The organism is Hwangdonia lutea, from assembly GCF_032814565.1.
GTDB lineage: Bacteria > Bacteroidota > Bacteroidia > Flavobacteriales > Flavobacteriaceae > Hwangdonia > Hwangdonia lutea.
Map to the genome: position 1 here is coordinate 902501 of NZ_CP136521.1, position 26323 is coordinate 928823.

At 36.3% G+C, this 26323-nt stretch carries 16 protein-coding genes (1 of these 16 only partly in view); 5 read left to right on the forward strand and 11 right to left on the reverse strand.

Annotated features, from left to right (window positions below; translation table 11 throughout):
- The 4 genes from RNZ46_RS03905 to RNZ46_RS03920 form a co-directional block, all read right to left on the reverse strand.
- On the reverse strand, positions 1 to 1857 hold the 5' portion of the coding sequence (locus tag RNZ46_RS03905; RefSeq protein WP_316984068.1) for a putative porin. It extends 129 nt beyond the left edge of the window; only the first 1857 of its 1986 coding nucleotides appear in the window; its start codon is at positions 1855 to 1857; its stop codon lies beyond the left edge, outside the window.
- Positions 1858 to 1977: 120 nt separating this feature from the next.
- The gene (locus tag RNZ46_RS03910; RefSeq protein WP_316984069.1) at positions 1978 to 2553 is read right to left on the reverse strand and encodes a hypothetical protein; all 576 of its coding nucleotides are present in this window, start codon (positions 2551 to 2553) and stop codon (positions 1978 to 1980) included.
- Positions 2554 to 2747: 194 nt separating this feature from the next.
- A complete protein-coding gene (locus RNZ46_RS03915) occupies positions 2748 to 4100 on the reverse strand; it encodes a RagB/SusD family nutrient uptake outer membrane protein (RefSeq protein ID WP_316984070.1) in 1353 nt (450 codons plus the stop codon).
- Between the two features lie 114 nt (positions 4101 to 4214).
- Entirely contained in the window at positions 4215 to 7382 is a 3168-nt protein-coding gene (locus RNZ46_RS03920; RefSeq protein ID WP_316984071.1) for a SusC/RagA family TonB-linked outer membrane protein, read from the reverse strand.
- 280 nt (positions 7383 to 7662) lie between these two features.
- On the opposite strand from RNZ46_RS03920, the gene rnhB reads away from it, so the two are divergent.
- The 4 genes from rnhB to RNZ46_RS03940 all read left to right on the forward strand — a co-directional run bounded on the left by rnhB (position 7663) and on the right by RNZ46_RS03940 (position 13746).
- Positions 7663 to 8271, forward strand: coding sequence for a ribonuclease HII (rnhB, locus tag RNZ46_RS03925; RefSeq protein WP_316984072.1), 609 nt, complete (start codon positions 7663 to 7665; stop codon positions 8269 to 8271).
- 247 nt (positions 8272 to 8518) lie between these two features.
- Positions 8519 to 10945, forward strand: a complete 2427-nt coding sequence (locus RNZ46_RS03930) for a ribonuclease HII (protein WP_316984073.1) — start codon at positions 8519 to 8521, stop codon at positions 10943 to 10945.
- Positions 10946 to 11026: 81 nt separating this feature from the next.
- Positions 11027 to 12580 carry an OmpA family protein gene (locus RNZ46_RS03935; protein WP_316984074.1) on the forward strand — a complete coding sequence of 518 codons (1554 nt, stop codon included), beginning with the start codon at positions 11027 to 11029 and terminating at the stop codon, positions 12578 to 12580.
- Positions 12581 to 12696: 116 nt separating this feature from the next.
- Positions 12697 to 13746, forward strand: a complete 1050-nt coding sequence (locus tag RNZ46_RS03940) for a nucleoid-associated protein (RefSeq protein ID WP_316984075.1) — start codon at positions 12697 to 12699, stop codon at positions 13744 to 13746.
- A gap of 3 nt (positions 13747 to 13749) precedes the next feature.
- Here RNZ46_RS03940 and RNZ46_RS03945 read toward each other — a convergent pair whose 3' ends face one another.
- From RNZ46_RS03945 to porU, 7 genes are all read right to left on the reverse strand, one after another.
- Positions 13750 to 14430, reverse strand: coding sequence for an SDR family NAD(P)-dependent oxidoreductase (locus tag RNZ46_RS03945; RefSeq protein ID WP_316984076.1), 681 nt, complete (start codon positions 14428 to 14430; stop codon positions 13750 to 13752).
- The gene (locus RNZ46_RS03950; protein WP_316984077.1) at positions 14423 to 15421 is read right to left on the reverse strand and encodes a M28 family peptidase; all 999 of its coding nucleotides are present in this window, start codon (positions 15419 to 15421) and stop codon (positions 14423 to 14425) included. The genes RNZ46_RS03945 and RNZ46_RS03950 overlap by 8 nt, the downstream gene beginning before the upstream one ends.
- A 97-nt stretch (positions 15422 to 15518) precedes the next feature.
- Positions 15519 to 17150 (reverse strand): pyruvate dehydrogenase complex dihydrolipoamide acetyltransferase, encoded by a 1632-nt coding sequence (locus RNZ46_RS03955; protein ID WP_316984078.1) that lies wholly within the window; start codon positions 17148 to 17150, stop codon positions 15519 to 15521.
- A gap of 3 nt (positions 17151 to 17153) precedes the next feature.
- Positions 17154 to 18152 (reverse strand): pyruvate dehydrogenase (acetyl-transferring) E1 component subunit alpha, encoded by a 999-nt coding sequence (gene pdhA / locus RNZ46_RS03960; protein WP_316984079.1) that lies wholly within the window; start codon positions 18150 to 18152, stop codon positions 17154 to 17156.
- A 156-nt stretch (positions 18153 to 18308) separates the two neighbouring features.
- The gene (gene cdd, locus RNZ46_RS03965; protein ID WP_316984080.1) at positions 18309 to 18791 is read right to left on the reverse strand and encodes a cytidine deaminase; all 483 of its coding nucleotides are present in this window, start codon (positions 18789 to 18791) and stop codon (positions 18309 to 18311) included.
- 336 nt (positions 18792 to 19127) lie between these two features.
- Positions 19128 to 20339 carry a type IX secretion system outer membrane channel protein PorV gene (gene porV, locus RNZ46_RS03970; RefSeq protein ID WP_316984081.1) on the reverse strand — a complete coding sequence of 404 codons (1212 nt, stop codon included), beginning with the start codon at positions 20337 to 20339 and terminating at the stop codon, positions 19128 to 19130.
- A 94-nt stretch (positions 20340 to 20433) separates the two neighbouring features.
- A complete protein-coding gene (gene porU, locus RNZ46_RS03975) occupies positions 20434 to 24315 on the reverse strand; it encodes a type IX secretion system sortase PorU (RefSeq protein WP_316984082.1) in 3882 nt (1293 codons plus the stop codon).
- A 265-nt stretch (positions 24316 to 24580) separates the two neighbouring features.
- Here porU and gldJ point away from each other — a divergent pair, with 265 nt between their 5' ends.
- Positions 24581 to 26275, forward strand: coding sequence for a gliding motility lipoprotein GldJ (gene gldJ / locus RNZ46_RS03980; protein WP_316984083.1), 1695 nt, complete (start codon positions 24581 to 24583; stop codon positions 26273 to 26275).
- Positions 26276 to 26323: the final 48 nt, after the last annotated feature.

Sequence of the window (26323 nt, forward strand, 5' to 3'; positions counted from 1 at the left end):
TTGCCGGATTTTTGCGTTTATAAAGAAATCCAGTCGTGGGAAGTTGCCGTATTCTTTTTCGGTTTGTACGTAGAATTCTGCCAACAGCGGATCGTAGGCATTCATGTTATATGCGGTGAAATAGTTGAATGTTACGCCTGTTTGCAAATACATGGCTTTTTTAAATACGTGGCTGGCGTAGTATATGGTGTTGCGCGTGGTGAGCTCTGGTACGTTGAGCACCTTGTTTTCGTCTTGGGTGTTTTGGTACATTACCGTGTTATGCAGTGCGAATTTGCCAACTTTTATTTCTTTTTCTAATTTAACCCTGAGATAGCTTATGGTTTTGTTGTTTTGAAAGGGTTTGATTGGAACAAACTCGCCTTCTGGAATGCCTGTGCTGTCTCTTTTAAAATATGTGTGATCGGTTATGGTTGAATAATCGACTAATATATTGGCTATTTTTTTTGATTTTAATTGAAATGCCAATTGTTGGGTTTCGGTATTGTTGAAATTGTTTTGCCAATTGTAGTTTACGTGATTGCTTTGGTATAGCAATGCATTGTAATTTGGTGCTTTGGAGCTGTGGTTTAAGGATGCTGTTGCCGATAAATCGTTATTTAATTTGAATGTGGCGTGTGCTTTTATAAAATTTCCTTCGAAATCGCCAGAAACATTTAGGCCCAATTCGCCGTGTAGTTCGAATTTTTTAAATTGCTTGTGGTATTTTCCGCCTGCTGAAAACACATCGCCTTTTAACCTATTGGCTATGGTGTTGCCATTTAAAACAACCACTTTGTTATAACCGTAGTTGTAATTGTTGTTGCTGATATTAAATTGTAAATCGCCTATTATATTATTGCTAAAATTTAATTGGAGTTGGTTGTATAGGTTTTCGAGCGTGACGCGATCTCTGAATTTTGAACTTGAAAAGGCCGTCCCAAAAAAACTTGTATTAGCACTTGACTGGTCGTATTGAAACGATTTATCTTTTAAGGATATTATATGACCTATGCTTAGTTTATTTTTTGAAAGCGAATCTTTTTTGTTTATGATATTATAGGTATGCTCTAAATGGAAGCGTTTGCCTTTTAGAATGTTTTCTGCATTTTCGAAATTGACTTCTAAGATTGAACGGTCTAAAAATTCTTCTACACCGTTTTCGAAATTCTCAACCATAATATCTTGTAGCCCTCCGTTTTCTTGATTTAACAAATCTTGAGTCACCATGTGTGCTCTTGCTACATAACGCTTATTTTTTGTTTGATAGTTTGTTGTAAACCTAAAATTACCGGTACTGGTTAAAAGGTGTTGGTATTTGCCTAAGGACCGTAATCCTTTATAAGCTATTGAAAAATTAAACTGAGGTGATGTATTTACCGTAAAAAAGGAATCGGCAAGTTGCCCTTGCTCGAAAGCGGATTTGTAGAGCAATTCGGTTAATGGAGTTGGTACGCGATAATAGTTAATATCTTGAATTTCCATATAATTAAAATGCCTCGCCCGTGCACCGAAACTTGGCATTAAACTGGTGTTTTCGAAATTATATGTTAAGCTGTTGTAGGTTTGCCCCAAGTTTGAAAAGGGCATTAATCCGAAATTATCTTTTCGAAGGTAATTAAATTTATACTCCTTTAGTATGGTTAAGGTGGTGTCAACAAAAGTGGTGTCGTTTTTATGGGAGATTATTAAGTAATCCGTTATAACTGTTTCAGGTTTTTCAATATTTCTACTTTTAGATTTTCTACTTAAATCTTTATTCAATAAAGAGTCTTGTGGTTCAATAACGGTGCCTTGTGCTTTGTTTAATTTTCTTTCTTGAGATACTGAAATATTTACCGAAAATATTATAAATAAGAATAAGACGCGTTTCTTCATAGCTTAACTTTACAAAGCAAAAGTAATTATTTGAACGTTAATTTTAAGTAAATATTTTAAATAAAGAAAGCCAGCTAAAATAGCTGGCTTTCTTTATTTAAAATATTTCAGTACCTCTTATTAAATAGAAATAGAAAATGATTGTGACTCTCCACTTCCATAAGCAGGGCCTCCAGATATTACTACATTACCATTTTGAGAGAGCTCGTAAAGTGCTCCTCCATCTCCATATGCATCTTCTATATTAAATGTGTAATCACCAGAAATTAAACAGACCTCTGTACTGAAAGAAGTCATTCCATCATAACCAGAACCTGATGCCACCTCTAATCCGTTAGCATCGTTAGTTATTGACCAACTTAATTCTTCTGGCCACGAATCGAATGTAAAGCTCACCGTTGTTAATTGCGGCCCTGACAGTGGGCATACCGCCGTATAATTAATGGTATGACTTGGTCTGGACGTATTAAGAAACGACCCGTCATCTGGCAATGCTAAATCAAACACCAATGTTCTTGTTGGACCAATTGGCATTTCAATAAAATTAAAGCTGATTTCCTCTGAACCTACTGTTTCCCCTGCCGGAATAGTTATGGTACCACTAAAGTTATATTCAGCCGGCAAACCCGTAGATAGTTCTGTGTTTAAAACAGCAGTTATTGTTCTTGCCGCATTTGACGCTGTTGTTGATTGCACTTCAATAGCGTATGTTGCGCCAGTCTCTTCTACTTGAATATTTGCGTCTGCGACTGCATTAAATGATATAGCAGCAGGTATTTCCACTGGCAGCACGCCTTCCTCTTCACAACTTACGATTGTAAACGCAAGCATCGATAAAAAAAGAAAACCGTATATTAATTTATTTTTCATACTTGTATATTTTTAAATTATTATAAAGGATTTTGGTCCTCATCATTAATTTCCACGTTAGCATCTAACTCTTTCTTTGGAATTTGGAACAAGAACTCCTTAGCACCTGCAGCGAAATTGTCTTTACCAAAGGACGCATGGTTAGAACCTGGATAATCTCTTTCCAACGCTACATCGTTTCTTTTCATATCAAACCATGCAAAACCTTCCCCCCATAACTCTATTCGTCTTTGCAATAAAATTTCATCAATTAAAGCTTGACCTGTATTTGTAGATAACGTATAACCTGAATCTCTTGTGCTAACTAAATTATAAAGTACTTGAGCTGCTTGAGAATCGTTACCGCTTCTTGCCAAAGCTTCGGCCTCAATAAGGTACATCTCGGCTACACGCATATACACGTAATCGCCTTCAAAAAATGTGAAATCCCTGAACTTATAATTAATGTATGTGCCATCGTCTGCAAATGCTTGTTTTCTCGCATCTGAAGCCGGTATAGCATCATATAATCTCTTGTCTATCGTTTTATGCACACCTAATAATCCTGCATAACCTTGATTTAAACTTGCTACTTGGGAAAAGAATGATGCATAAACCGTAGAAGATTCTCCATTGATATCAGATCCCCATAACCATTCTGAGTTGGATATTTGCGAAAAGCCTTCATTTAACCAAGCAGAAGAGGTCATTAAAGAACCGGCCGCTTTAGCCTCTGAAGCCATTTGGGCACATTTCGTATCGTTGGTTCCTGTTTCCAACAACACTCTAGCATAAATACCTGCTATTACAGATTTATCTAGCTTTTCTTTAGTATCTCTTACATAGCCATCGGCTGCAGCATAAGCTTCTTCTAAATCAGACAATATTAAATCATATACTTCTTGCACAGGAGTTCTAGATATATTACTTATTTCTTGCTCATAAGCATATAGTGGAATTCCAGGGGCCGATTGGTTCCCTTGATATTTGTGCTGGTATATTCTAATTAAATTAAAGTAACAATACGCTCTTAATGCTTGTGTTCTAGCTCTTAAATGGATAAGTCTATCGTCTGTAGCATCTGCTGGAATTTGACTAATTACAGAGTTAACGTTATTGATTATTGAGTAATAGAAATTCCAAATTATCCTAGTTGTAGAAAAATCTTGGGTCCTCCCTCTGTAAGCATAATAATTTCCCATCCAATGATCTGTAACTTGTACCATATCGTTAGACATCAAATCCAGACCTAAATTGATAGACATTTGACCGAAATCGTCATGTCTTCCACCTGTATCTTCAAAATTTGTAGAATACTCTCTAAAAAAGGCATACTGACCATCTTCAACACTGGTATTAATTGTTAAAAGTGCTTCCGGCGAAGAGTTTGCCAAATCTTCTAGTTGCGTTTGTGTCACAAATCGTTTACCTTCTGTGTCAAGGAATTCTTTTTCACATGAGAATAAAGCAATTGCGAATAAACTTAATAAAATTTTCTTTTTCATAATTTAAAATTTAAGGTTTAAACCAAATGTAATATTTCTTACTAACGAGAAGTTAGTATCAGAATTAAGTCCCGTAACACTTAATCTTGGATCATAGCCTTGTCTTTTAGACCATAAATAAACATTTCCTGCATTAAGATATAGTCTTGCAGACGTTAACCCTAACTTTTCAGTAACATTGTCGTTTAAATTATACGATATGTTAACATCCTGTAAGCTTAAGTAATCTGATTTAATTAATCTTATGTTAGATGTTGCATAGTAATTTAAATCATTATTAGGCACTACTAAGGGTAAAGATGCTGTTGGGTTATCAATGGTCCAAGTGTTAAATACATCTTTATGTAAGTTCTCACCTGCTTCCCCTGATAACAATTCAATATACGTATTATCTCTACCGTATCCTCCAAACTGATAAGCAAAATGTAAACCTAAGCTAAAGTTCTTATAGCTAAAGCTGGTTCCAAAACCACCATATAATTCAGGCAATGCGCTTTTACCGATAAAATACTCATCGGCATCAGCCCAATCTTCGGTAATCTCACGTTCACCAGTTGCCACACCATTAGCATCCAAAATATTTTTGTAAAACAAAGCAGCTCCATTATTAGGATTCACTCCTGCATATTCCCTAGAATAATACTCAAACTGAGATCTTCCTACCTCAAGCTCGAAAGCTCCATTTTCAATTCTTGGTCTCTCTTCAGGCATTTTTGTTATTTCGTTTTCGTAATGCGTAGCATTTACATTTATAGACCAATTTACATTCTCAGAACGAATAATTTCAGCATTAAGAGTAGCTTCATATCCTACATTTTCCATATCCGCTACGTTTTGGGGGTAGTTTGGGAGACCTTCTGATGGAGGTAAAGGCCTATAAAATAATAAATCAGATACTTTTCTCGTAAAATACTCCGCGTCTAAAGTTATTCTGTTATCAAATAACCCAAGTTCAAAACCTGCGTTAAAGTTGGTTGATGTTTCCCAGGTCAAATCAGGATTCCCAAGATAAGTCGCTGAAAGAGCAATGCTCCCATTATTGTTAGTAACCGTAAATTGATCTTCATACGTTATGTAATTTCTACCTATATTATCTGGATAAATTATCCTATCGTTACCTTGTTGCCCAATGCTGGCTTTAAATTTTAATTCCGTTAACCAATCTGCATTATCCATGAATGATTCTTGAGATATTCTCCAAGCCGCTCCAGCTCCATAAAAATCTCCCCATCTGTTATCAGGGTGAAACACTGAAGATGCATCTCTTCTGTAACTTGCATTGATGAAATACTTATCATTAAAATCATAATTTACTCTTGACAAGTAACCTTCAATACCGTAATCAAATTCATAGTTATTGATATACTGGAAATTCACACCATAGTCTAGCACCGATTCATTTGGCAATAAAAACGTTGTTTTTTGTGCATCTAAATATACGAATTTCTCCTCACTTGACTCATGCCCAATTAATACATCCACACTGTGGTTTCCAAAATTCTTTTTCCAAGTTAATAACTGCTGATGTGTTACCGTAAAATCTCTAGAAGCTCTAGGTGTTGACCTTCCTCCAACACCAAATGCATCACCACCAAGTGGTGTGTCAAAACTCACTCTATTATCATGACGTAAGTCTGCAGAAACATTATAACGAAATGAGAAATCATTTAAAAAGTCATACTTTAAGAAAATATTTCCATTTAAGTTGTCAGCTGTTCTTCTTTTGATATCTAGTAATGTCGTTGCATAAGGGTTAGCAAAAGCGGCATACCTTCTAATTTGTGGTGTTCCTGTTTGCCCATCACCATAATCGTAAACATGAACGCCGTTGCTATCCAAAACAGGAGAACCATCTAAATTATAACCAAATACTGGATAAATTGGTGCAATGGAACGCGTCCATGTAAAAGCACCAGCATACCCTCCCTGATCTGGAATATTTTGGCTCGTGTGCGCATAATTGATTGTCCCACCAAGAGTTAAGTTCTCTTTAATGGTTTGCTCTAAAGACATATTAGCCGTAACTCTTTCAAAATTAGATTTGATCGTGTATGCCTTATCATCTTGATGTCCAAGAGAAAAATAGTATTTTGAGTTATCACTTCCTCCAGAAACACTTAAAAAGGTTTTTGTTGAAAATGTATTATTAAACATATAATCATCCCAATCATCATGGTATAATAAATTTGCGCTAGGGTTTAATTTACCCGTGGCAGGATTTATCAATTGATCATCTGGCACGTCGTAATTGTTGTACCCTAAACTATAGCCAGAACCAATATTATCTTGAATTAAGTTTGCTGCAGCTAAATTAGCCGCATCTGTAGGCGTCTCACCTGAATTAATCAAGAAATTCTTCATCGCTAAAAAGTGTGCCTCATAATACATACCCGGATCCTTAATCACGTCATAATCCTTTGCAGCTCTTGTTATGTATGTAGTACTCACATCTAAGTTTACAGAAACAGCATCCCTCTTTCCTTTTTTAGTAGTAATAATAATTACACCATTAGACCCTCTACTACCATATAAAGCACCAGCAGCAGCATCCTTTAACACTGTAAATGATTCAATATCGTTTGAATTTATTGAATTGATATCCCCTTGAAATGGCACTCCGTTTACTACATATAAAGGAGCGCTACTTGCGTTAACCGATCCTACACCTCTAATTCGTACAGACGGTGCAGCTCCAGGTTGTCCAGAATTATTAAAAACCTGAACACCACCAACTTTACCAACAATACCTTGTACCACATTAGAAGTCGCAATTTGCTCTAAGGCTTCAGTTTTTACGACACCCACTGAACCTGTAAGCGCCTCTTTCTTTTGTGTACCGTAAGCAACAACAACCACTTCATCCAAAGCAGCTACGTCCTCCTCCATGGAAACGTTAATGGTGTTGCTTGCTCCAATTGTAGATTCAATGTTTTTCATTCCTACAAATGAAAAAACCAGAACTTCACCAGTAGAAGCTTTAATGGTGTATTTACCATCAAAATCTGTTTGTGCTCCTCTAGTCGTTCCTTTTACTAATACGCTTACTCCAGGCAGCGGCAAACCATCCATAGATGATATTACTTCTCCTGAAATCGTTTTCTCTTGTGCATTAGAGAATTGAATTGAAAACGCCATTATTAGCGTTAACAACCATGTCAACTTTAATTTCATATAACAATTATTTTGAGTTAGTCAACCGCAAACATCTTAATAAAATATTAAATAAACAAAGAATTACCTTAAAAAAACGTTAACAAAAGCAACAATTAACATTTACTTAAATATGTATTTAATAAAAATACAAGGATATCAATTAATATATTTTTAAAATTATTTGTAAAATCTAAGAATTCAATAATCAAAAATGCATTTTTCACATAAATCGAAATAATTTTATTATGTACGCATAATAAATAGCTGTAAAAATTATAGATTTGACAATATTTATACCATGTTATTAAAAAACTATTCAAATAAGGTATTGGAATGCGGAACGGACGAAGCCGGACGCGGTTGTCTTGCAGGACCCGTAACCGCTGCTGCCGTTATACTTCCACAAGACTTTTTAAATTCAATTTTAAACGATTCCAAACAGTTAAGCGAAAAAAAAAGAACACTTTTAAGGCCTTTAATAGAAACCGACGCCCTAACTTTTGGGGTTGCTCACATTTTTCAAGACGAAATAGACCGCATCAATATTCTTAACGCTTCAATTTTGGCCATGCATGAATCAATACATAAGCTAAAGCCTGTCCCAGAATATATTATAGTTGATGGTAACAAGTTCAAACCTTATAACAATATTCCATTTAAAACCATAGTAAAAGGCGACAGTAAATATTTAAGCATTGCCGCCGCTTCTATTTTGGCAAAAACACATCGCGATTTATATATGGATAAAATCCATGCGGAATTCCCCATGTACAATTGGAAACAAAATAAAGGTTATCCCACTAAAGAACATAGAGAAGCCATTAAGAAATATGGCATAACAAAATACCACAGAAAATCGTTTAAGCTTTTGCCCGAGCAATCAAGCATTTTAAAACTGAAATTTTAGGTTTAGATTCCCGCTTTCGCGATAATGACAATTTCAATTGAAACCTAAATGTAAGCCATTGAGAAATTTTTTTCGATTAAAACTTAATATTTAAGTTTAATTCTATTTGATTTTCTAATGCTTTCCATCTCATTTAAAGTGAAAAATATGTAGGTTTGTAAAATAGTTTCCGGTTTTAACGGTAGTAACAGTTTCAACAGTAACCTTGTGCCGAAGCCTCAAGGATTTTTTTAAAATAAGACCTTACATGAGATTTTTTTGTTTTGCCCTCTTTATTGCAGTATTTAGTTGCACTAAACATAAAACAACCCGAACCAAACTGAATCAATTTATTCCAGAAAATGCTTCGGTTATTTTAAAAACCTCAAATATTGAAGGTTTAAAAAGTGCCGTTCAAAACAATGATTTTATTCAAAAACTATCAAAAAGCAATTCCTATAAAACCTTAGAAAGTAAACTTGATGCATTATCACTACTACAACCCAAAGGCGAGCTGCTCGTGTGTTTTTCAAATGATAAATCTGACAGCCTTCAATATTCAATTGTAACAAAATACCATAAAAACTTAGTCAAAACAGACTCACTGCCTAATTATATTGAAGAAACCATAACACAAAAAAACAGCTCGATTACTAAATCGAAACTAAATAACAACACGTTTTATAGCACTATAATTGATAGTATATTTTTCGCTTCGTCTTCAAAAAAAATTATGGATGCGGCCTTTTTACATATTAATGAAAATGCCGAATTGGAGAAAATTTACAACACTACGGACCAAAACAAATCGTTGTCCGTCATCATGATATCCGACAATGCGTTTGTAAAATCGTTGTTTATTGAAGATTCCATTTCCCTTAAAAATTTCTCAAACTATTTTGCGCTAGATGCCGATATTAATCAAGATGAAATTTTAATTAACGGAATTACCAAAGCAACCGATTCTTCAGACAGTTTAATTCATGTTTTTAAGCACACCGTCCCGCAAGAAAATGAAATTCAAAATATAACGCCTTCAAATAGCGATGGTTTTTTGAGTTTTACATTTGATAATTTTAAAACTTTTGAAACCAACGTATCAAAATTCAACAAAACCGATTCGATTCCAAGCACCGAACTTTTTGATTACGTTACTGAAATTGGTGTAATTTATGAAGATAAAAATCGGGCCATCGTACTAAATTCCATTGATGTTATTGCCACCAAAGATGCTTTACTAAGCGAGCTGAATGTTACCGACACCTATAGGCAAATTGAAATTTTTAGCTTTAGTAAACCGCAAGTGTTTTCAAACACATTCCACCCTTTAATCAGCTTCAATAATGCCACAAAATATTGTGTAGTAGATAACTTTTTTGTGTTTGCCGATAGCTTAGAAATGCTTCAAAACATTATTGCTAATTATCAAAACAAAACCACGTTAAGCCAGCAATCTTATTTTAAGTCTATCAAAGCGAATTTAAGCGACCAATCGTCGTTATTAATGGTTGTAAATCCGTCGATTTTAAAAACTATTTTAGATAAAAATCTTCAAGACAATTCAAACTACACGTTAAACAAATACAAGGCTTCGGCATTACAATTTATATACGACACCAATTTTGCGCACGTAAATGGTATTATTAAAAAAGCAAAAACCAGAGGCTACCAAAACTCTATTTCTGAGGTGTTTAACATTAAATTAAATGCCGATTTGCTAAACCAGCCCCAATTTGTTACCAACCACCGGACAAATCAAAAAGAGATTGTGGTGCAAGATGTAAATAACCAATTGTATTTAATTTCAAACAAAGGAAAAATCCTTTGGAAAAAACAATTACAGGGCGCTGTTTTAGGCAAAATTGAGCAGATTGATATTTACAAAAACGGTAGGCTACAACTCGTATTCGCAACCCCAAAACGCATTTATGTGATTGACCGAAACGGTAACGATGTAGCCCCTTTTCCTAAAAAATTTAGCGACCAAATTACGCAGCCACTTTCGGTTTTTGATTATGATAAAAAGAAAAAGTACAGGCTATTGGTTACCCAAAATAAAAAAGTGTTTATGTACGATGTTAGCGGAAAAATTGTAAAAGGGTTCACCTTTAAATCGGCCAGCAAAACCATCAATAGCCAGCCACAACATTTTAGAATGAGCGGTAAGGATTATTTAACCTTTAAAACCGAAGACCGTCTTTATATTTTAGATCGCACCGGAAAAACCAGGGTAAAACCAAAAACTAGCGTTAATTTCTCAAATCAAAACGTGTTTCTTTATAACAACAAGTTTACCACTACAACAAACAACGGTCATTTAGTATCAATCGATACTCGTGGAAATACGGCAACTCAAAATTTAAACCTCTCAGACCATCATCATTTAGACACCACAAGCAAAACATTGGTTACGCTTACCGATAACAAACTCACTATAAAAAGCAGAACCATCGAGCTTGATTTTGGCAATTACACCCCACCAAAAATATTTTATTTGAATGATAAAATTTATGTTTCGGTAACCGATTTACAGGCTCAAAAAATTCACCTATACGATAGTCAGGCTAAACCCATTGCAAACTTTCCGGTTTACGGAAATTCTCAAATAAGCTTAGACAATATAGACAAAGACCGAAATTTAGAATTTGTTACAAAAGGAGATAGCGACGCCATCATTTTATATCAAATGAATTAATTTCAATTTTTAATACAAATTAAGGTTTTGCAATTACAAACTAATTTCTATCTTTAGGCAGCTATTAATCAAATATTTACAATGACACTATCTAAAAATGCAATACGCATCCCTATGATTGGGATGATGCTACTGTTTTTCGTATCAAGCGCTTACGCACAAACCAAACAATTAAAACGTCCAAAAAGTAAAGTCAATATCTCAAGTGTTGATAATTTTGTAGCACAATCTTTCGATTTATACGATAAAGTCTATAAATACGATGGTTACGCAGCAGCAGGCACACCTCTTGACGATGATGACATTGATGTTCTGGAAGATGCGCTTGATGATCTATCTGGTTTAAGCGACAGCGCGCCAGATATTTTAGGCGATATTGATGGAGCCAGTGTTTTAAAACAAGCCAAAGCTACGTTGCAAATTAACAAAGCGAAAAAAGCCTTAAAGTACAGCATAAAAACGTCAAAGGAATTGTTGCTAGGTCAGCGCGAACGCGATAAAAAAGAAAATGATTCTGATGATGACACCTCCACAAGCGATGAGGCATCGAATAGCTCCTCCGAGTCTTCAAATGAGAATGATGGTTCTCAAGAAGATAATTCTAATATTTCTGACGATTTAGAAATTATAAGCAAATTCGATTTTGTACCGGGCGATAAACTATTGTTTTTTGACGATTTCTCGCAAGATTTTATGGGCGATCTCCCCAGCAAATGGAACACCAACGGTTCTGGTGCGATTGTAAAACTAAACAAAGTAGAGGGCAATTGGTTCGAGCTTAAGGCTGGCTACAGGTTATATGTGATTCCAGATATAAACGAACTCCCCCAAGACTACTCAATTGAGTTCGATTTACTAACCTCTGGATTAACCAATCAAACTTCATCTGGCGCTAGATTGCATATTGTATTAAGCGACAACAATGTCTTTCATCATGGTAAACGGCATTACGCTATGGCATCGCTTCCCTTGGGGCAATACGGCGCTTTTAACATCAATGCGTACAATTATTTTGATGGCGGAAGTGGCATGATAAACTCTGCTTTAACAGCTGATATAAGGGATGAGGTTAAAAACCAACCGCACATCGCCATTTCGGTTACCAAAAAACGTTACAGACTTTGGGTTAACGAAGTAAAATATATTGACATCCCCAGGTTTATTGAAAAATTGGATGTTTTAAATTATTTGAAATTCCATGTTTACGGACTAAAAGACGGCGAAGAGCGCGTGTTTATTAAAAACCTAAAAGTGGCCGAAGGTGGTGTAGATTTAAGGCGCGAACTGTTGAGCAAAGGCAAAGTATCGACCAACGGTATTTTGTTCGATTCGGGCTCGGCAAAAATAAAACCCCAATCATACGGTATCATCAAGCAGATTTCCCAGGTTTTAATGCAAGACGAAAGCATTAAGCTAAATATTATCGGGCATACTGATTCTGACGGGAGCGACGAAGCCAATTTAAAACTGTCCAAAAACAGGGCAAACGCTGTAAAAGAAGCCCTAATTAAAGTATATAAAATATCCGGAAACCGTTTACAAACCGATGGCAAAGGTGAAACCCAACCCGTTGACGATAATAGCACCGCCAAAGGAAAAGCCCAGAACAGACGTGTAGAATTTGTTAAAATATAACGACAACCAAATCTAAAGTCCCCGAATCTAGAACGCCAAAACAATATGTTTTGGCGTTCATTTTTTTATGCTTTTTGTTTTGAAATCATTACTATTGCAATCTTAATATTTTACACATGATTTCAAGAAAAAACGCTTCTATCTCAAAATTCATTATTCATAAAGTAGGCAACAAATTTAACGATACAAAAAATGCTTTTTCAGATAAAACCGTCGATTTTGATGAAGCCAGTTACGATTTAATGTTGCCTTTTCTTTTGCGGCCTTTTGGCAGTTTGGTACAAAGTTATCGCTTTAATCATCACGCCAATATTGCCTTAAATGAAATTAACAGCTATGCCGCCCAAATGTTTAATGAAGATGAAGCTTTTGTTGACGTTTCAAAACATATCGTGGAGCATTTATACGAGCAATCCACTTCGGCTCAAATAAAAACGGGTGATGTTTTAGTGGTGATGTTCGAGGGTATAGAATATGCTGAAATGACCACAAACGCCATCGGAATTTTTAAAATTGAAAACAAGGTCAATTTTTTTCAAACCTACTTAGAAAATAACAGTTACGATGTGTTGGTTCAAAAAGGAATTAGCTCAAAAAAAGTAGATAAAGGCTGCTTGATTTTAAACCAAAGCGACACCGAAGGAAACATTGTTTTAAGTGTTGACAATAATGGTTACGATGCGCAATATTGGACCAATCAGTTTTTAAATATTAAATATGCCGATGATGCCAACAACCACACACAGCAATACATCGAACTGTGTAAAGAGTTTTCTACCGAGGTATTAAAAACCAGTTATGGCGCCCAAGAACAAAACACGTTTTTAGCGAAAACCATCGATTTTTTTAAGGAAAATGAAGTGGTAAATGTGGAGCGCTTTAAAGAAGAACTTTTTGAAGAAGAAAAACAGATAAGAGCATTTGAAGATTATAAAAAAGATTTTGAAGGCGAACAAAACATAGTTATCCGAAACCAGTTTGATGTCGCCGAAAAAGTAGTAACCAAAGAAAAGCGCAAGATTAAAACCGATATTAAACTCGATACCAACATTCAAATAAAACTAGATATTGATGCACCCGATGCCTCTGCCGAATACCTCGAACGTGGCTACGACGATGAAAAGAAAATGCATTATTACAAGGTTTTTTTTAATGCTGAGGCTTGATGTCTACGGCGTAGAATTAGAAACCTGCATCAGCTTACCGTTATAATATTTGCTTCCGTTTAAAGAGAAATCGAGAATATATTGCGCCATTTCCAAAGCGGTGGTTGGTGCTTTATAACCTGGAAACGCTTCTTCAAGCATTTCGGTTTGTACAGCACCTAAAGCCAACACATTAAACGAGATACCTGAGTCTTTATATTCTTCGGCGAGTAACTCTGTTAAGGTAATAACGGCTGCTTTACTGGAGCTATAAGCCGCTAATCCAGGGAATTTCATACTGCCTTGTACGCCGCCCATCGAGCTTATGGTGACGACATGACTGTTGTTTTTCATAAAAGGTAACACCACTCTTGTTAGTTCTGCTACTCCAAAAACGTTGGTTTTGTAAACATATTCAAAATCTGATATTGATGTTTCGGCAAACGGCTTATTAATAAGCGCCCCTGCATTGTTAATTAGCACATCTACTTGTTGCCAATTTTCTTTTACAAAAGCTTCAACTTTGCGGTATTCTTTAGCTTCAGACAAATCAAACGACATCGTGCTAACATGTTTCAATTGTATGTCTTTAATAGGTTTTTCATTCCGCGAAAGCGCCAAAACTTTGTGCCCTGATTTTGCAAATAGTTTTACCAATTCAAAACCTATACCTCTACTTGTTCCTGTAATTATTATGTTACTCATCGTTCATTTTTATATCCTGTGTTGGCGCATTTATCATGCCTTCCAAAGCAGGAATCATTAGATTAATAAAATTCGTCATGTGCTTAAAATCCATTTTATCGGCTTCGTCATCGACATGATGATAGTAATCAAAGTTTGTAAAATCGAAAGTAGAAATAGCATGTGCCGGTATTTTAAAAGCTTGATAAAACGGATAGTTATCAGATCTTTTAAACAACTGAAACTCTTTAGCTTTAGAAAAAAAACCGACAACCTCTTTTCCGCCGTATTCGTTTAATTTTTCGCCCATGTTCGATCTTTCGTATCCCGAAATATAGGACATTATTTCATCCTGAGCTCGCGGCACACCAATCATTTCAAAATTAATCATGGTATACAAATTGAGGTTTTGCTTTTTGAGTCTTTTAGCCAAATGGCTTGATCCTTTTAATCCCATTTCCTCGGCCGAAAACAAAGTAAAAAGTACACTACGTTTATTGCTTTTTGTTTTTGAAAAGTATTTGGCCCATTTTAAAACGGCAACAGTTCCCGAAGCGTCATCGTTTGCGCCGTTAGCAATGCTATCGCCATTTACAGCTTTTCCATAGCCAATATGATCGTAATGAGCACCGAGAATTACAAACTCGTTTTTAAGTTTTGGATCGTTCCCTTCCACATATCCAACCACATTATAACCCACAATATCTTTTAAGTTAAAGCTATCTCTGTATGTTTTGAAATAAGGTTTGACGTTATGCTTTTTGAAGTAATTCTCAATAAAAACGGCGGCTTTTTCTATGCCTTTACTTCCTGTATTTCTCCCTTCTAATTCGTCTGAAGCTAAATATTCCAAACTAGATTTTACGTTTTTTTCTGAAACCACAAAAGATGCTGATGCTTTTTGATTTACCTCTTTAACCTCACTTTTATTAGTTTCAGATTGAACTATGCTTTTTTGTGAACTGCAACTTAATATGATAGTTATTGCAATAATGCCAACTAATGTTTTCATGTTTTAATTTTAAAAATTTAAAGATAAAAAAAACCTGCTTCAATTGTTATGAAACAGGTTTTATATTATTTATGTTTTTACGCTTCCGCGGAAAGGGTTACACTAACATCGTTACAGGGTTTTCAATATACCCTTTTAGTGTTTGCAGGAATAAAGACCCAGTAGCGCCGTCAACCGTTCTATGGTCGCAAGCCAAACATAATTTCATGGTATTTCCCGGTACAACTTGCCCGTTTTTAACAACCGGTTTTTGCACAATGGCGCCAACCGATAATATGGCTGAATTTGGCTGATTGATGATAGACGTAAAACTCTCTATCCCAAACATACCAAGATTAGAAACCGTAAAAGTGCTCCCTTCCATTTCGTCGAGCGTTAACTTTTTGTTTCTTGCTCGACCTGCAAAATCTTTAACAGCTGCATTGAGTTGTGGCAACGATTGTTCATTGGCAAATTTCACTACCGGAACAACCAAACCATCTGGTACCGCAACCGCCACACCAATATGCACATGGTTATTTAAGCGCATTTTATCATCAAACCATTGCGAGTTAACTTGCGGATGTTGTTTTAATGCCAAAGCACAGGCTTTTACAACCATATCGTTAAACGATATTTTTGTGTCTGGCAAGGTATTAAACTGTTCGCGGAAGGCTATCGCATTGTCCATATCAAACTCCACATTTAAGTAATAATGTGGTGCTGTAAATTTTGATTTTGCTAAGTTTTTAGCAATGGCTTTGCGCATATTTGAGTTTGCAACCTCATCAAAATCTTCTTGTCCGGAAGGCACAAATTTGCCTACCGCAGCGCCTGATGTTGCCGGTGTATAGTTTTCAATATCGCGTTTTATAATTCGCCCGTTTTCTCCAGAGCCTTGGACTTGCGATAAATTAATACCTTTTTCCTCGGCCATTTTTTTAGCTAATGGCGACACAAATAAGCGTCCGCCATCAACAATTGGCGTAGGTGCAGGCGCACTTGGTTTTTGCGTTGTTGCTGCCGTTGGCGCTGGTTTCGACACCTCTTTTTTAGGCTCTTCCTTAGGCGTTTCTTCTGTTTTAGCAGATGCCGAAGATGATGCAAAATTCTCAGCTACGCCAGAAACATCTGTTCCTGCCGGACCAATAATGGCCAATAGCGCATCTACTTTGGCTGTCTCACCTTCTTGTAATCCGATTTCCAATAAAGTTCCTGATTCGAATGATTCGAATTCCATCGTGGCTTTATCGGTTTCAATTTCAGCTAAAATATCGCCTTCTTCAACCGAATCACCTACTTTTTTTAACCAGGTTGCTACGGTACCTTCTTCCATGGTATCGCTTAAACGCGGCATGGTTACTACTATAACGCCTTCTGGTAGTTCGGCATCCGGTGAAGTTTCTTCTTTTGATTCCGTTTTAGCTGGTGCTTCTTCCTCTTCTTTTGATTCTTCTTTTGCTTCCGCGGAAGCGTTAGCCGTTCCATTTATGAGCTCCGAAATATCTTCACCTTCATCGCCAATAATGGCTAAAAGTTCATCTACCTTAGTAGTTTCCCCTTCTTGAACACCAATATGAAGCAAGGTGCCTTCATTAAAGGATTCAAACTCCATAGTAGCTTTATCGGTTTCAATTTCTGCTAAAATATCACCTTCTTCTACCTTATCTCCTACTTTTTTTAACCAAGCCGCAACCGTACCTTCTTCCATGGTATCGCTTAAACGTGGCATATTTACTACTATTGCCATAGCTTATATTTTATGTTGTATAAATGGATAATCTTCTTGTTCGTAAACGGCATCGTACATCACATTCTTTTCTGGGTAAGGTGATTCGTCCGCAAATTTTTCACATTCTGAAACTAAAGCCTTAACACGTTTGTCGATAACTTTAATATCGTCTTCGGTGGCATATTTCTTTTCTAAAATAACATCCTTAACTTGGGTTATAGGATCGATTTTTTTGTATTCTTCAACTTCTTCTTTAGTTCTGTAATGTTGGGCATCACTCATGGAGTGCCCTCTGTAACGGTAGGTTTTAAGCTCTAAAAATGTTGGCCCATCGCCACGACGTGCACGCTTAATGGCTTCATCAAAAGCTTCTGCCACTTTTACGGGATTCATGCCATCTACTGGCCCACAAGGCATTTCGTATCCTTTTCCTAATTTCCAAATTTCAGTATGGTTTGCCGTTCTTTCAACCGAAGTTCCCATCGCATAGCCATTATTTTCGCAAACAAATACTACTGGAAGTTTCCATAGCATAGCTAAATTAAACGTTTCATGCAACGAACCCTGTCTTGCAGCACCATCGCCAAAACAACATAAGGTTACCCCATCTACACCGTGATATTTATCGCCAAAAGCAATACCAGCACCTAAAGGAATTTGCCCACCAACAATACCATGACCACCATAAAAACGGTGTTCCTTAGAAAAGATGTGCATGGAGCCCCCTAAACCTTGGGACGTACCGGTTGCTTTTCCAAAAAGTTCGGCCATAACACGCTTTGGGTCTACACCCATGCCAATTGGTTGCACGTGGTTACGGTATGCTGTAATCATTTTATCTTTGGTCAAATCCATGGCGTGTAAGGCGCCTGCCAAAACAGCTTCTTGACCGTTATACAAATGAAGAAACCCTCTTACTTTTTGTTGTATGTATGCTGCAGCTAATTTATCTTCAAATTTTCTCCAGAACAACATGTCTTCATACCACTTTAGGTATACTTCTTTAGTTACTTTTTGCATTTAGTTTATTATTTAGATCTAAAATAAAACTCCAGAATAATCATCTCGAGGCTTTAAATATACGACTCCAATTTAAAATTGGAATAAGCGAATAACAAAAGTAACACATTAGTCATTAATGGAAAAACTGAAAATAGTAAATTTTATACTAAAACGTTATAGTACAGATTTATCAAACACCAAAGGCAGTAAATTTGCCAAGGAGTCAGATTTAACCACTTTGCCCGTTTCGCCCATAAAATAAATCTCTATGGGGTAATGCTGCTTTACTTCGTATTCTACAATGGCCTGACGGCATGCACCACATGGTGGAATGGGACTTGTTGTTTTATTTTTTTTGGAACCCGCGGTAATAGCCATTCTTATTATTTTGGCTTCAGGATATTTTGCGCCCGCGTAATAAATGGCTGTTCGTTCGGCACATAACCCAGACGGATATGAGGCGTTTTCTTGATTATTTCCTATAATAATTTCGTTATTATCTAAAAGAATTGCGGCACCAACGTTAAATTTTGAATAGGGCGCATAGGCTTTTTCTCTGGCTTCAATGGCTTTATTCATTAATGTTATAACATCTTTTGGCACTTCACTTAAATCTTCAAAAACATAGAGTGTGGATTCTATTTTTACTTCCTTCATCGTGTATTTATTATTTTGTTGACTGTTATTTCATTTGATGATACAAAAATAAAAATAGCCAACTTATACCAATTTAACCGTGTAATGACGCATTCAAACTCGTTCACTTCCTGTTCTATCTCCTTGCTCATAATTTCCATAGCTACGGCTATGCAAACCAATCGCAGCGTCATAGAACAAAAAAGCGACTTCGTTTTCCGAGCGACTTTACAAAATTAAATTGGCGTTAAACGGAAACCTCAATGCTTTGCTCCGCGGAATTGTGTTTCAATATAAACAAAAAAACTATTGTTTTGTGGCAATAGTTTTTTTATAAATAATTTTTTTAGTGTACGATTAAAACTCGTTATAAGTACCAGCACCAATATTAAAGGTTAACGAAAAGCGCAAGGTGTTTTCTAACGGACTTTGTACTTTTGAAGCTGAAAATAAATACGACAAGTCGATATTAACCACATTGTATTTGAATCCTGCACCAAGGGCTAAAAACTTTCTTGCCCCTTTATCTTCACTTTCGTTAAAATAACCCGCTCTAAAAGCAAATGAATCTTGATATAAATATTCGGCACCTAAGGACCACGTGAACTCTTTTAGCTCCTCACTAAACCCGTTTGGGGCATCGCCGAACGATTGAAACATCCCTGTTAAAAAACTCACGTCTGGATCTTTACCCTTTACAATTATAGTTGGTTCGCTTCCATCTGTGGCTTGGGTTCCGTTACCATCTTCGTCAACAAAACCATAAACCGGTGGTGTTGGCACTAATAGTTTACCAACCTCGGCCGTTACGGCTATTTTATTATAATCATCAAAAATAAAATCGAAACCTGTACCTAAACGTAGTATCGTAGGTTGGAAATTTTCTTGTCCGCCTTCATCGTATTTAAACTTTGGCCCGATGTTTTGAATGGCGAATCCCATTCTCCAGCGTCCGTTAAAATCGTTATACGCCTCTTCTTCGCTTTGATAAAAGCCTGAAATATCTACGCCAAAAGTACTCGCAGCAGCGGTATCGTTATTTCCGGTATCTAATTTTAAATCGGAGCGCAAATAACGCATCGCTACCGACATGGCGAATTGGTCTGTTAATCGTAAAGCATAAGATGCATCAATGGTTAATTCGTTGGGTCTTTGAATTAATGCCTGAGAAAATTCATCTTGAACGAATTCAATATCACCTAAAGAAAAATATTTAAAGCTAGCTGCAAATGCGCTACGCTCATCCAATCGGTTGAAATAGGTAACGTTTCCTAAAAAAATATCGTTTACCAATTTGCTTAAATAGGGTGTATAACTTACTGCTAATCCTGATTTGGTTTCTGAGAACACATATTTTGATGAGTTCCATTGTTGCGAAAAAGCATCAACCGAAGTAGCAACACCCATATCGCCCATGGAAGCGGCTCGGGCATCTGGTGCTATTAAAACAAACGGCACACCTGTAGTAATGACACGCCTTTCTTGATTATCAAAAATAATAGTTTCTCCTTGAGCATTTATTTTCAATACAAAAGCAAATGCCATTAATAGCAATATTCCGTTCTTCATGGGATAGTTTTAATTAACAAATATAATTTTTATTTCAAAACTTTTTCTAAATCTCTTCAACCTGTTAAAATCTTCGATTATAAACGTTTTTAACTTAAAGGATTACAAGTTTCTCTATTTTTTCTACTTTTTTATTAAGCAAATCCGATTGCACCGTAAGCTTATAAATATACACGCCCTTTCCTATTTTATCACCAAAATCGTCTCTTCCATCCCAAACTATATCTCTAGATAACGAACTTGTGGTTTTGGTGCCTGCATTGGTTTGACCATTAAGGGTTTTCACCAATTTGCCCGAAACGGTGAATACCTGTATTGAAACGTTTAAAGGGTCTGAACTATTGTGATTAAACCAAAATTCTGTATAATTTACAAACGGATTTGGATAGTTAAGCACGTTGTTAATAACCAATTCTTCATCCTTATCGTATACAACAAATTGAATTTCAGCGACTGACGAATTATTATAAACATCCCAAGCTTTTAAGGTTAGCGTATGCAGCCCGGGCTCTAAATCTCTAAACGGAAAAGACACGACGCCTTTTTTGTAATCATCGACTTCGGTTTGGTAATAATCGTTTAATATAAACGGATTGGTTTCATCGCCATCAATAATAGCTACAATATCGTGACCAATACCACTTGCTGTATTTATGCCGTTTTCGTCTTCCAGTTTAGCTAGCAATGTTGGCGATTCGTTGGTTATGCCTCCAGAAACGAAATTCTCGTCATTCATATAAAGGGCAATCACAGGACCAATATTATCTTCGGGGGCATTGTTGTTTAATCCACCAATTCTAACCGTGTTGAGGCTGGCTCCAGATTGGTCTTCGAGTAAGGCATCATTTTTTGAATAAAAGCTAACTTTACCAAAACCTACGGGAATTCCAATATCTTTAGGCACAACAAAATCGAACTCGAATTGCCCGTTTGTAACCGATGCTTGTCCTCTAAAAATAATTTCCCCCAAGGTTTCAAAATCCATTTTTATCAGCTGGCCGTTTAATCGGGTACCATCGTTCGCCAGGGTTTGCCTTTGTATATTTTTATCGTAAATCGTGGTTGAAAGCGTGCCGTTATAATCACTTAAAACATTTCCCGACACATCGGTAACTTCGCCGGCAAGTTTTACGTAACTCAATGCTTTTAAGGTATCGGTGGCTTGTGTGATGGGAACATCGTTAATTCTTGTTAATCTGACGTTGGGCTTAGCAAATGCTAATTTCATGGCTGGGTCTCCAATAAAAAACACCAAACGTCTTTGGCTTTGGCTAGAAATTGACGGATCGTTTTTTGTTAATCTTAAGGCTTCTGCCATAGATGGGTATTCGTAATCTTCATAAGCATCAAAAGTACTGTACGAAAACAAATACTGTTCTAATTTATTATTAAAAGTGATTCCAAAATTTACAAAAACCTGCCTTGTTGTGGTAATTAAACCAATAGCCCCTGCTTTTTTATTCCAATAGGTAAATTCGCCCGCAGTTTCCCGAAACGGATTATCGAATTTGGTGAACTCGCAGGTTACGGTTACAAAGCAATTGAGTTTACAAATATTTCGAAACCCCTCTACATCGGGCTTTGTTAATATGCGTTCTTGGGCTAAACCTTCTTCCCCGCCGTGTCCAAAATAGTTTACAACCAAGGCGCCATTATCAATAGCGTTAACCAAAGATTCAGTTACTTGCGGGTATCTGTTTCCGCCGGCAGAAGCCTCTTGTTTAAAGGCATCGGTATGTATTTTAATAACATTTATAAATGGTTTTTCCTGACTAACGTTATTCCCAACATTATCTGTGGTTTGTTGTAAAATACCTTCCCAATCTTTATCGACATCATCAGAAACGACTACAAAATTATTCCGCCAACTACCAAAGGCCTCTTTTGCGTAATAGCTTTCAATTTTATCGACCATGTCTTTGGCGCGTTGTGGTGTATCGGCCAATATTCGGCCCACCGCAACATCCAATTTATCGCTTGTTGCCATGGTACCTTCATTGGCATCCATCATACCATAAAAATCATCTGAAACAAATGAGTTGGTTAGATTAAAACTATTATACGAATACCACGATGGCACTATGTTGGTGTTATTGGGAATGCGGTCTTTATAATCGAATGAGCCGTCACCAAATAAACACACATATTTAATTCTGTTTTCTGGCGTGCTGGCATTATCGTAAACATACTTGACTAAATTCCGGATGGCGCCAACGTCTTGATTTCCTGTACTAAACTCGTTATATATTTCGTTTAAGCCCACCGCTTTAACATTTAAATTGTATTGATTTCGGTTTATTTGAGCTAAACGTTCCGCTTGATTGAGCATATTATTTGGAGCCACTATAATATAATCGACATCTTGAAATTGTCCATCACTATTCTGAAAAATAGTGCCTTTTATATTTTGATTGGCAACGGTTTTTTCAGCATCCATTTTAGGTTCAAAATAATCTGTTGGCGTTACGGCAACGTAGGTTTTCAGGGTTCCTAAATTTGAAGTGAATGAAAGGTTGGCACTGGCATCTGTATTCACAAAACTTGTAACATTATATAAATCGGTAATCTCCCAAACCTCTGAAATTTGCGATGCGTTTGCAATATTATATTGCCCAATTCCAGAAGCTGTAGCTACGGCACTATGTTTAAACTGGAATTGTTTATCGGTAAAACTCAAAGCTCTGGTAGCTTCAATAGAGATGTAATCTAAATAGCTCAAAGCACTAGGGTTGCCTTGGTTGTCGTAATTAAGATTTACACTTATATTCGAGGTGTTTACAATTACATTCCCAATATACGAGGCCTCATTTGCCAAACTGGGATTTGAAGCTCCCGGAATAGATAAACTTGAAACCGCATTACCGTTAACGTTAATTTGCATACTGCTTTGCGTAGATGAGGTTGACGCCACATAAACCTTAAGATTTATGGGAGTAGTTGTTATTAGGTTTGGAAAATCGAATTCAAAAGTTTTGTCGTTATCAATATCGAAACGGTCACCAAACCAACGCCTTCCCAAAAAGGCAATGTTATGCTCGTCTACTTCATGAAACTTGTAATCTTCAAACGTATCAATCATCATATCCACGGTTCCTGTGGGCTGACTCATGGGTTGCATGCGCTTGCCTAAACCAGGACTCACATTAATGTAATAATAGGTGATATCGGCATAACAATTAATATTGGTATTGCTCTCTGCGTTATATCCTTTTGGGCCTTGGGCATAAAACAGAATATGGTCTTCGTCATTAAAAACACCATCTTCCTCACCAACAAATCTTATGGCGTTTTCTGTAACATCCAATGGGTGGGCTATGGCGTTAGAATATGGTATCATGTGTCCGCCATTGCCATATAATTTAATGGTTCGTGGGTCAACACTATTTACACTTATGCCCAAATTTTGCAAAAAACTTTTAGACATTTTAAACACGCCCGTAGTATCTACATAAAACTTAAACCATTCGCCCGAGCTTAAAACCGAATTTGTAATAACCCCAGAAGTGCCATTAAATTTATTAAATGCAGCCATTCGATTGGCACTGGTATTATAATTTATTTGAAAAGATTGCACTTTTTTATAAGTCCCGTTGGCATCCTTTATAATGGGCGTTAATTGAAAATAGGCAAATTGTTTATGTCTAGCTTTTGAATTTTTTAAAGTGAATTTTAACGCGCTTCCAATAGTGTTAACATTCAAATCTTTTAATTCTTCTTTGGAAATGGGAGCGTATGTAACCTGACTGATTTGTATTGAAGCCTCGTTAACGGCAGTTGACGTTTTCCACTGTGCAACAAATAGCAACCCTTCGTTAAAATCGTAGCTAAAATGTTCGGCATTAAAAGCCGGTATTTTTAAATTATAGTTGCCACCGGAAATGGTTTGATGACCGTCCCATTTAATGGTAAACTTTTTTTGCTGCGAAAACATGGCAGCAGAAAAAAATAAAAACAAAAGTAAAATGTACTCTTTCATCGCTAGAATAACGGCTTTTATAAAATGTTATTATCAATAATAATTAACAAATTTAAAAACCGATTCAAAAATACAATAATAAATTAGTAAATCGTACGTTTATTAATCAGAAAACAATGATGAAAAACAGCAAAAACATCGTTGTAGTGTTTAAAAAATAGGGTGAAATGCATATTTTTTTGGTTAAAATGCAAAAAATTACTTGTGTTATTGGGTTTAATTCTTATATTGCAGCACCAAAAATATTATTAGCTTACTTAAAAGTATGGATATGAAAAAAGTAGTAGCATTAAAGGTTATGGTAGTTTTAGCACTATCTGTAACCGCTATTGGTTGTAAAAAATCTTCGAGCTCAAAGAATAGTTCTAGAGCAACTGGATGGCAAATCAACGACAGAGAAGGTGGTTTTCAATACAATACCAGTTTTAAAGAACAAGAAACCGCCCCAGGTTTAGTCTTTATTGAAGGCGGAACTTTTACAAAAGGAAAGGTTCAAGACGATGTGATGCACGATTGGAACAATACACCAACACAGCAGCATGTTCAGTCGTTTTATATGGACGAAACTGAAGTTACCAATATCATGTATTTAGAATATTTGGATTGGATTAAACGCGTATATCCACCAAGTGACGAAAACTTCAGAGCCATTTATCAAGGTGCGCTACCAGATACTTTAGTTTGGAGAAATCGTTTAGGATTTAACGAAATAATGACCGAAAACTATTTACGTCACCCAGGTTACGCAGAATACCCTGTGGTTGGTGTAAGCTGGATTCAAGCTGTTGAATATGCCAATTGGAGATCAGACCGTGTAAACGAGTATTATCTTGAACAAGCAGGTTATTTAAAAAGAGATGCCAAAACTTTGGATGTTAATGCAGATCAAACTTTTAGCACAGATACATACATTAATGCCCCTACTTTAACTTATGGCGGTAATGAAGAAATTATAAACCCAGATACCAGAGGACGAAGAAATGTAACAACCGATGCCGATGGTAACGAAACAGGTATTTACGCTACTCGCGAAACGGGTATTATTTCTCCAAAATATAGACTGCCAACTGAAACGGAATGGGAATATGCTGCTTTGGGCTTGGGAGAGCTTAGAAGCTACAACATGTACAGAGGTAGAAAAAAATACCCTTGGGATGGACAATATACGCGTTCCGGAAAACGTAAAGTTCGCGGCGATCAATTAGCCAACTTTAAACAAGGGAAAGGCGATTACGGTGGAATTCAAGGATGGTCTGATGATGGTGCTGATATTACCAATGCAGTAAAATCATACGAGCCTAACGACTTCGGATTGTACGATATGGCCGGTAATGTTGCCGAATGGGTAGCCGATGTTTACAGACCCATTATTGATGATGAGTTTAACGACTTTAATTACTATCGCGGAAACGTTTATACTAAAAACGCTATCACCGAAGATGGCACCGTAAAAGTTGTTACTGCTGATGAAATCGTTTATGATACCCTATCAAACGGAAAATTAATTGCTAGAAATTTACCTGGTGAAATATTGCAAGTTCCCGTTGATGAAAACGAAACGTACTTACGTACCAATTTTGACAGAAGCAACGCCATAAACTTTAGAGATGGCGACAAGCGTTCTTCTCGTTACTTTGAGAGTTTTAATGACGATGAGGAATTAGACAATAATTCGAAGTCAGAAACACAACAAATGTATAATTCTCCTAAACATAGAATCACGAGAGATTCTCTAGGAAATATTATTAGAGAATTTGATAAAAGCAATAACCGCTCCTCTTTAATAAACGATAAGGTTAGAGTTTATAAAGGTGGTTCGTGGAAAGACAGAGAGTATTGGTTAGACCCAGCTCAAAGACGCTACTTCCCACAGGATATGGCAACCGATTATATTGGATTTAGATGCGCCATGTCTCGTGTAGGTTCAAAAAGTAAATCTAAAAACAAAACGAAGAATTAATAAATCTTCTAAAAAATAATATTTAAAAGTCCTAACTTACATTAGGAC

Coding starts and splice junctions, on each gene's coding strand:
- RNZ46_RS03930 (WP_316984073.1), top strand. CDS start 8,519: ATGAGATTTTTTTGTTTTGCCCTCTTTATTGCAGTATTTAGTTGCACT.
- rnhB (WP_316984072.1), top strand. CDS start 7,663: ATGTTATTAAAAAACTATTCAAATAAGGTATTGGAATGCGGAACGGAC.
- RNZ46_RS03935 (WP_316984074.1), top strand. CDS start 11,027: ATGACACTATCTAAAAATGCAATACGCATCCCTATGATTGGGATGATG.
- porU (WP_316984082.1), bottom strand. CDS start 24,315: ATGAAAGAGTACATTTTACTTTTGTTTTTATTTTTTTCTGCTGCCATG.
- cdd (WP_316984080.1), bottom strand. CDS start 18,791: ATGAAGGAAGTAAAAATAGAATCCACACTCTATGTTTTTGAAGATTTA.
- gldJ (WP_316984083.1), top strand. CDS start 24,581: ATGGATATGAAAAAAGTAGTAGCATTAAAGGTTATGGTAGTTTTAGCA.
- RNZ46_RS03940 (WP_316984075.1), top strand. CDS start 12,697: ATGATTTCAAGAAAAAACGCTTCTATCTCAAAATTCATTATTCATAAA.
- RNZ46_RS03955 (WP_316984078.1), bottom strand. CDS start 17,150: ATGGCAATAGTAGTAAATATGCCACGTTTAAGCGATACCATGGAAGAA.
- RNZ46_RS03950 (WP_316984077.1), bottom strand. CDS start 15,421: ATGAAAACATTAGTTGGCATTATTGCAATAACTATCATATTAAGTTGC.
- RNZ46_RS03920 (WP_316984071.1), bottom strand. CDS start 7,382: ATGAAATTAAAGTTGACATGGTTGTTAACGCTAATAATGGCGTTTTCA.
- pdhA (WP_316984079.1), bottom strand. CDS start 18,152: ATGCAAAAAGTAACTAAAGAAGTATACCTAAAGTGGTATGAAGACATG.
- porV (WP_316984081.1), bottom strand. CDS start 20,339: ATGAAGAACGGAATATTGCTATTAATGGCATTTGCTTTTGTATTGAAA.
- RNZ46_RS03945 (WP_316984076.1), bottom strand. CDS start 14,430: ATGAGTAACATAATAATTACAGGAACAAGTAGAGGTATAGGTTTTGAA.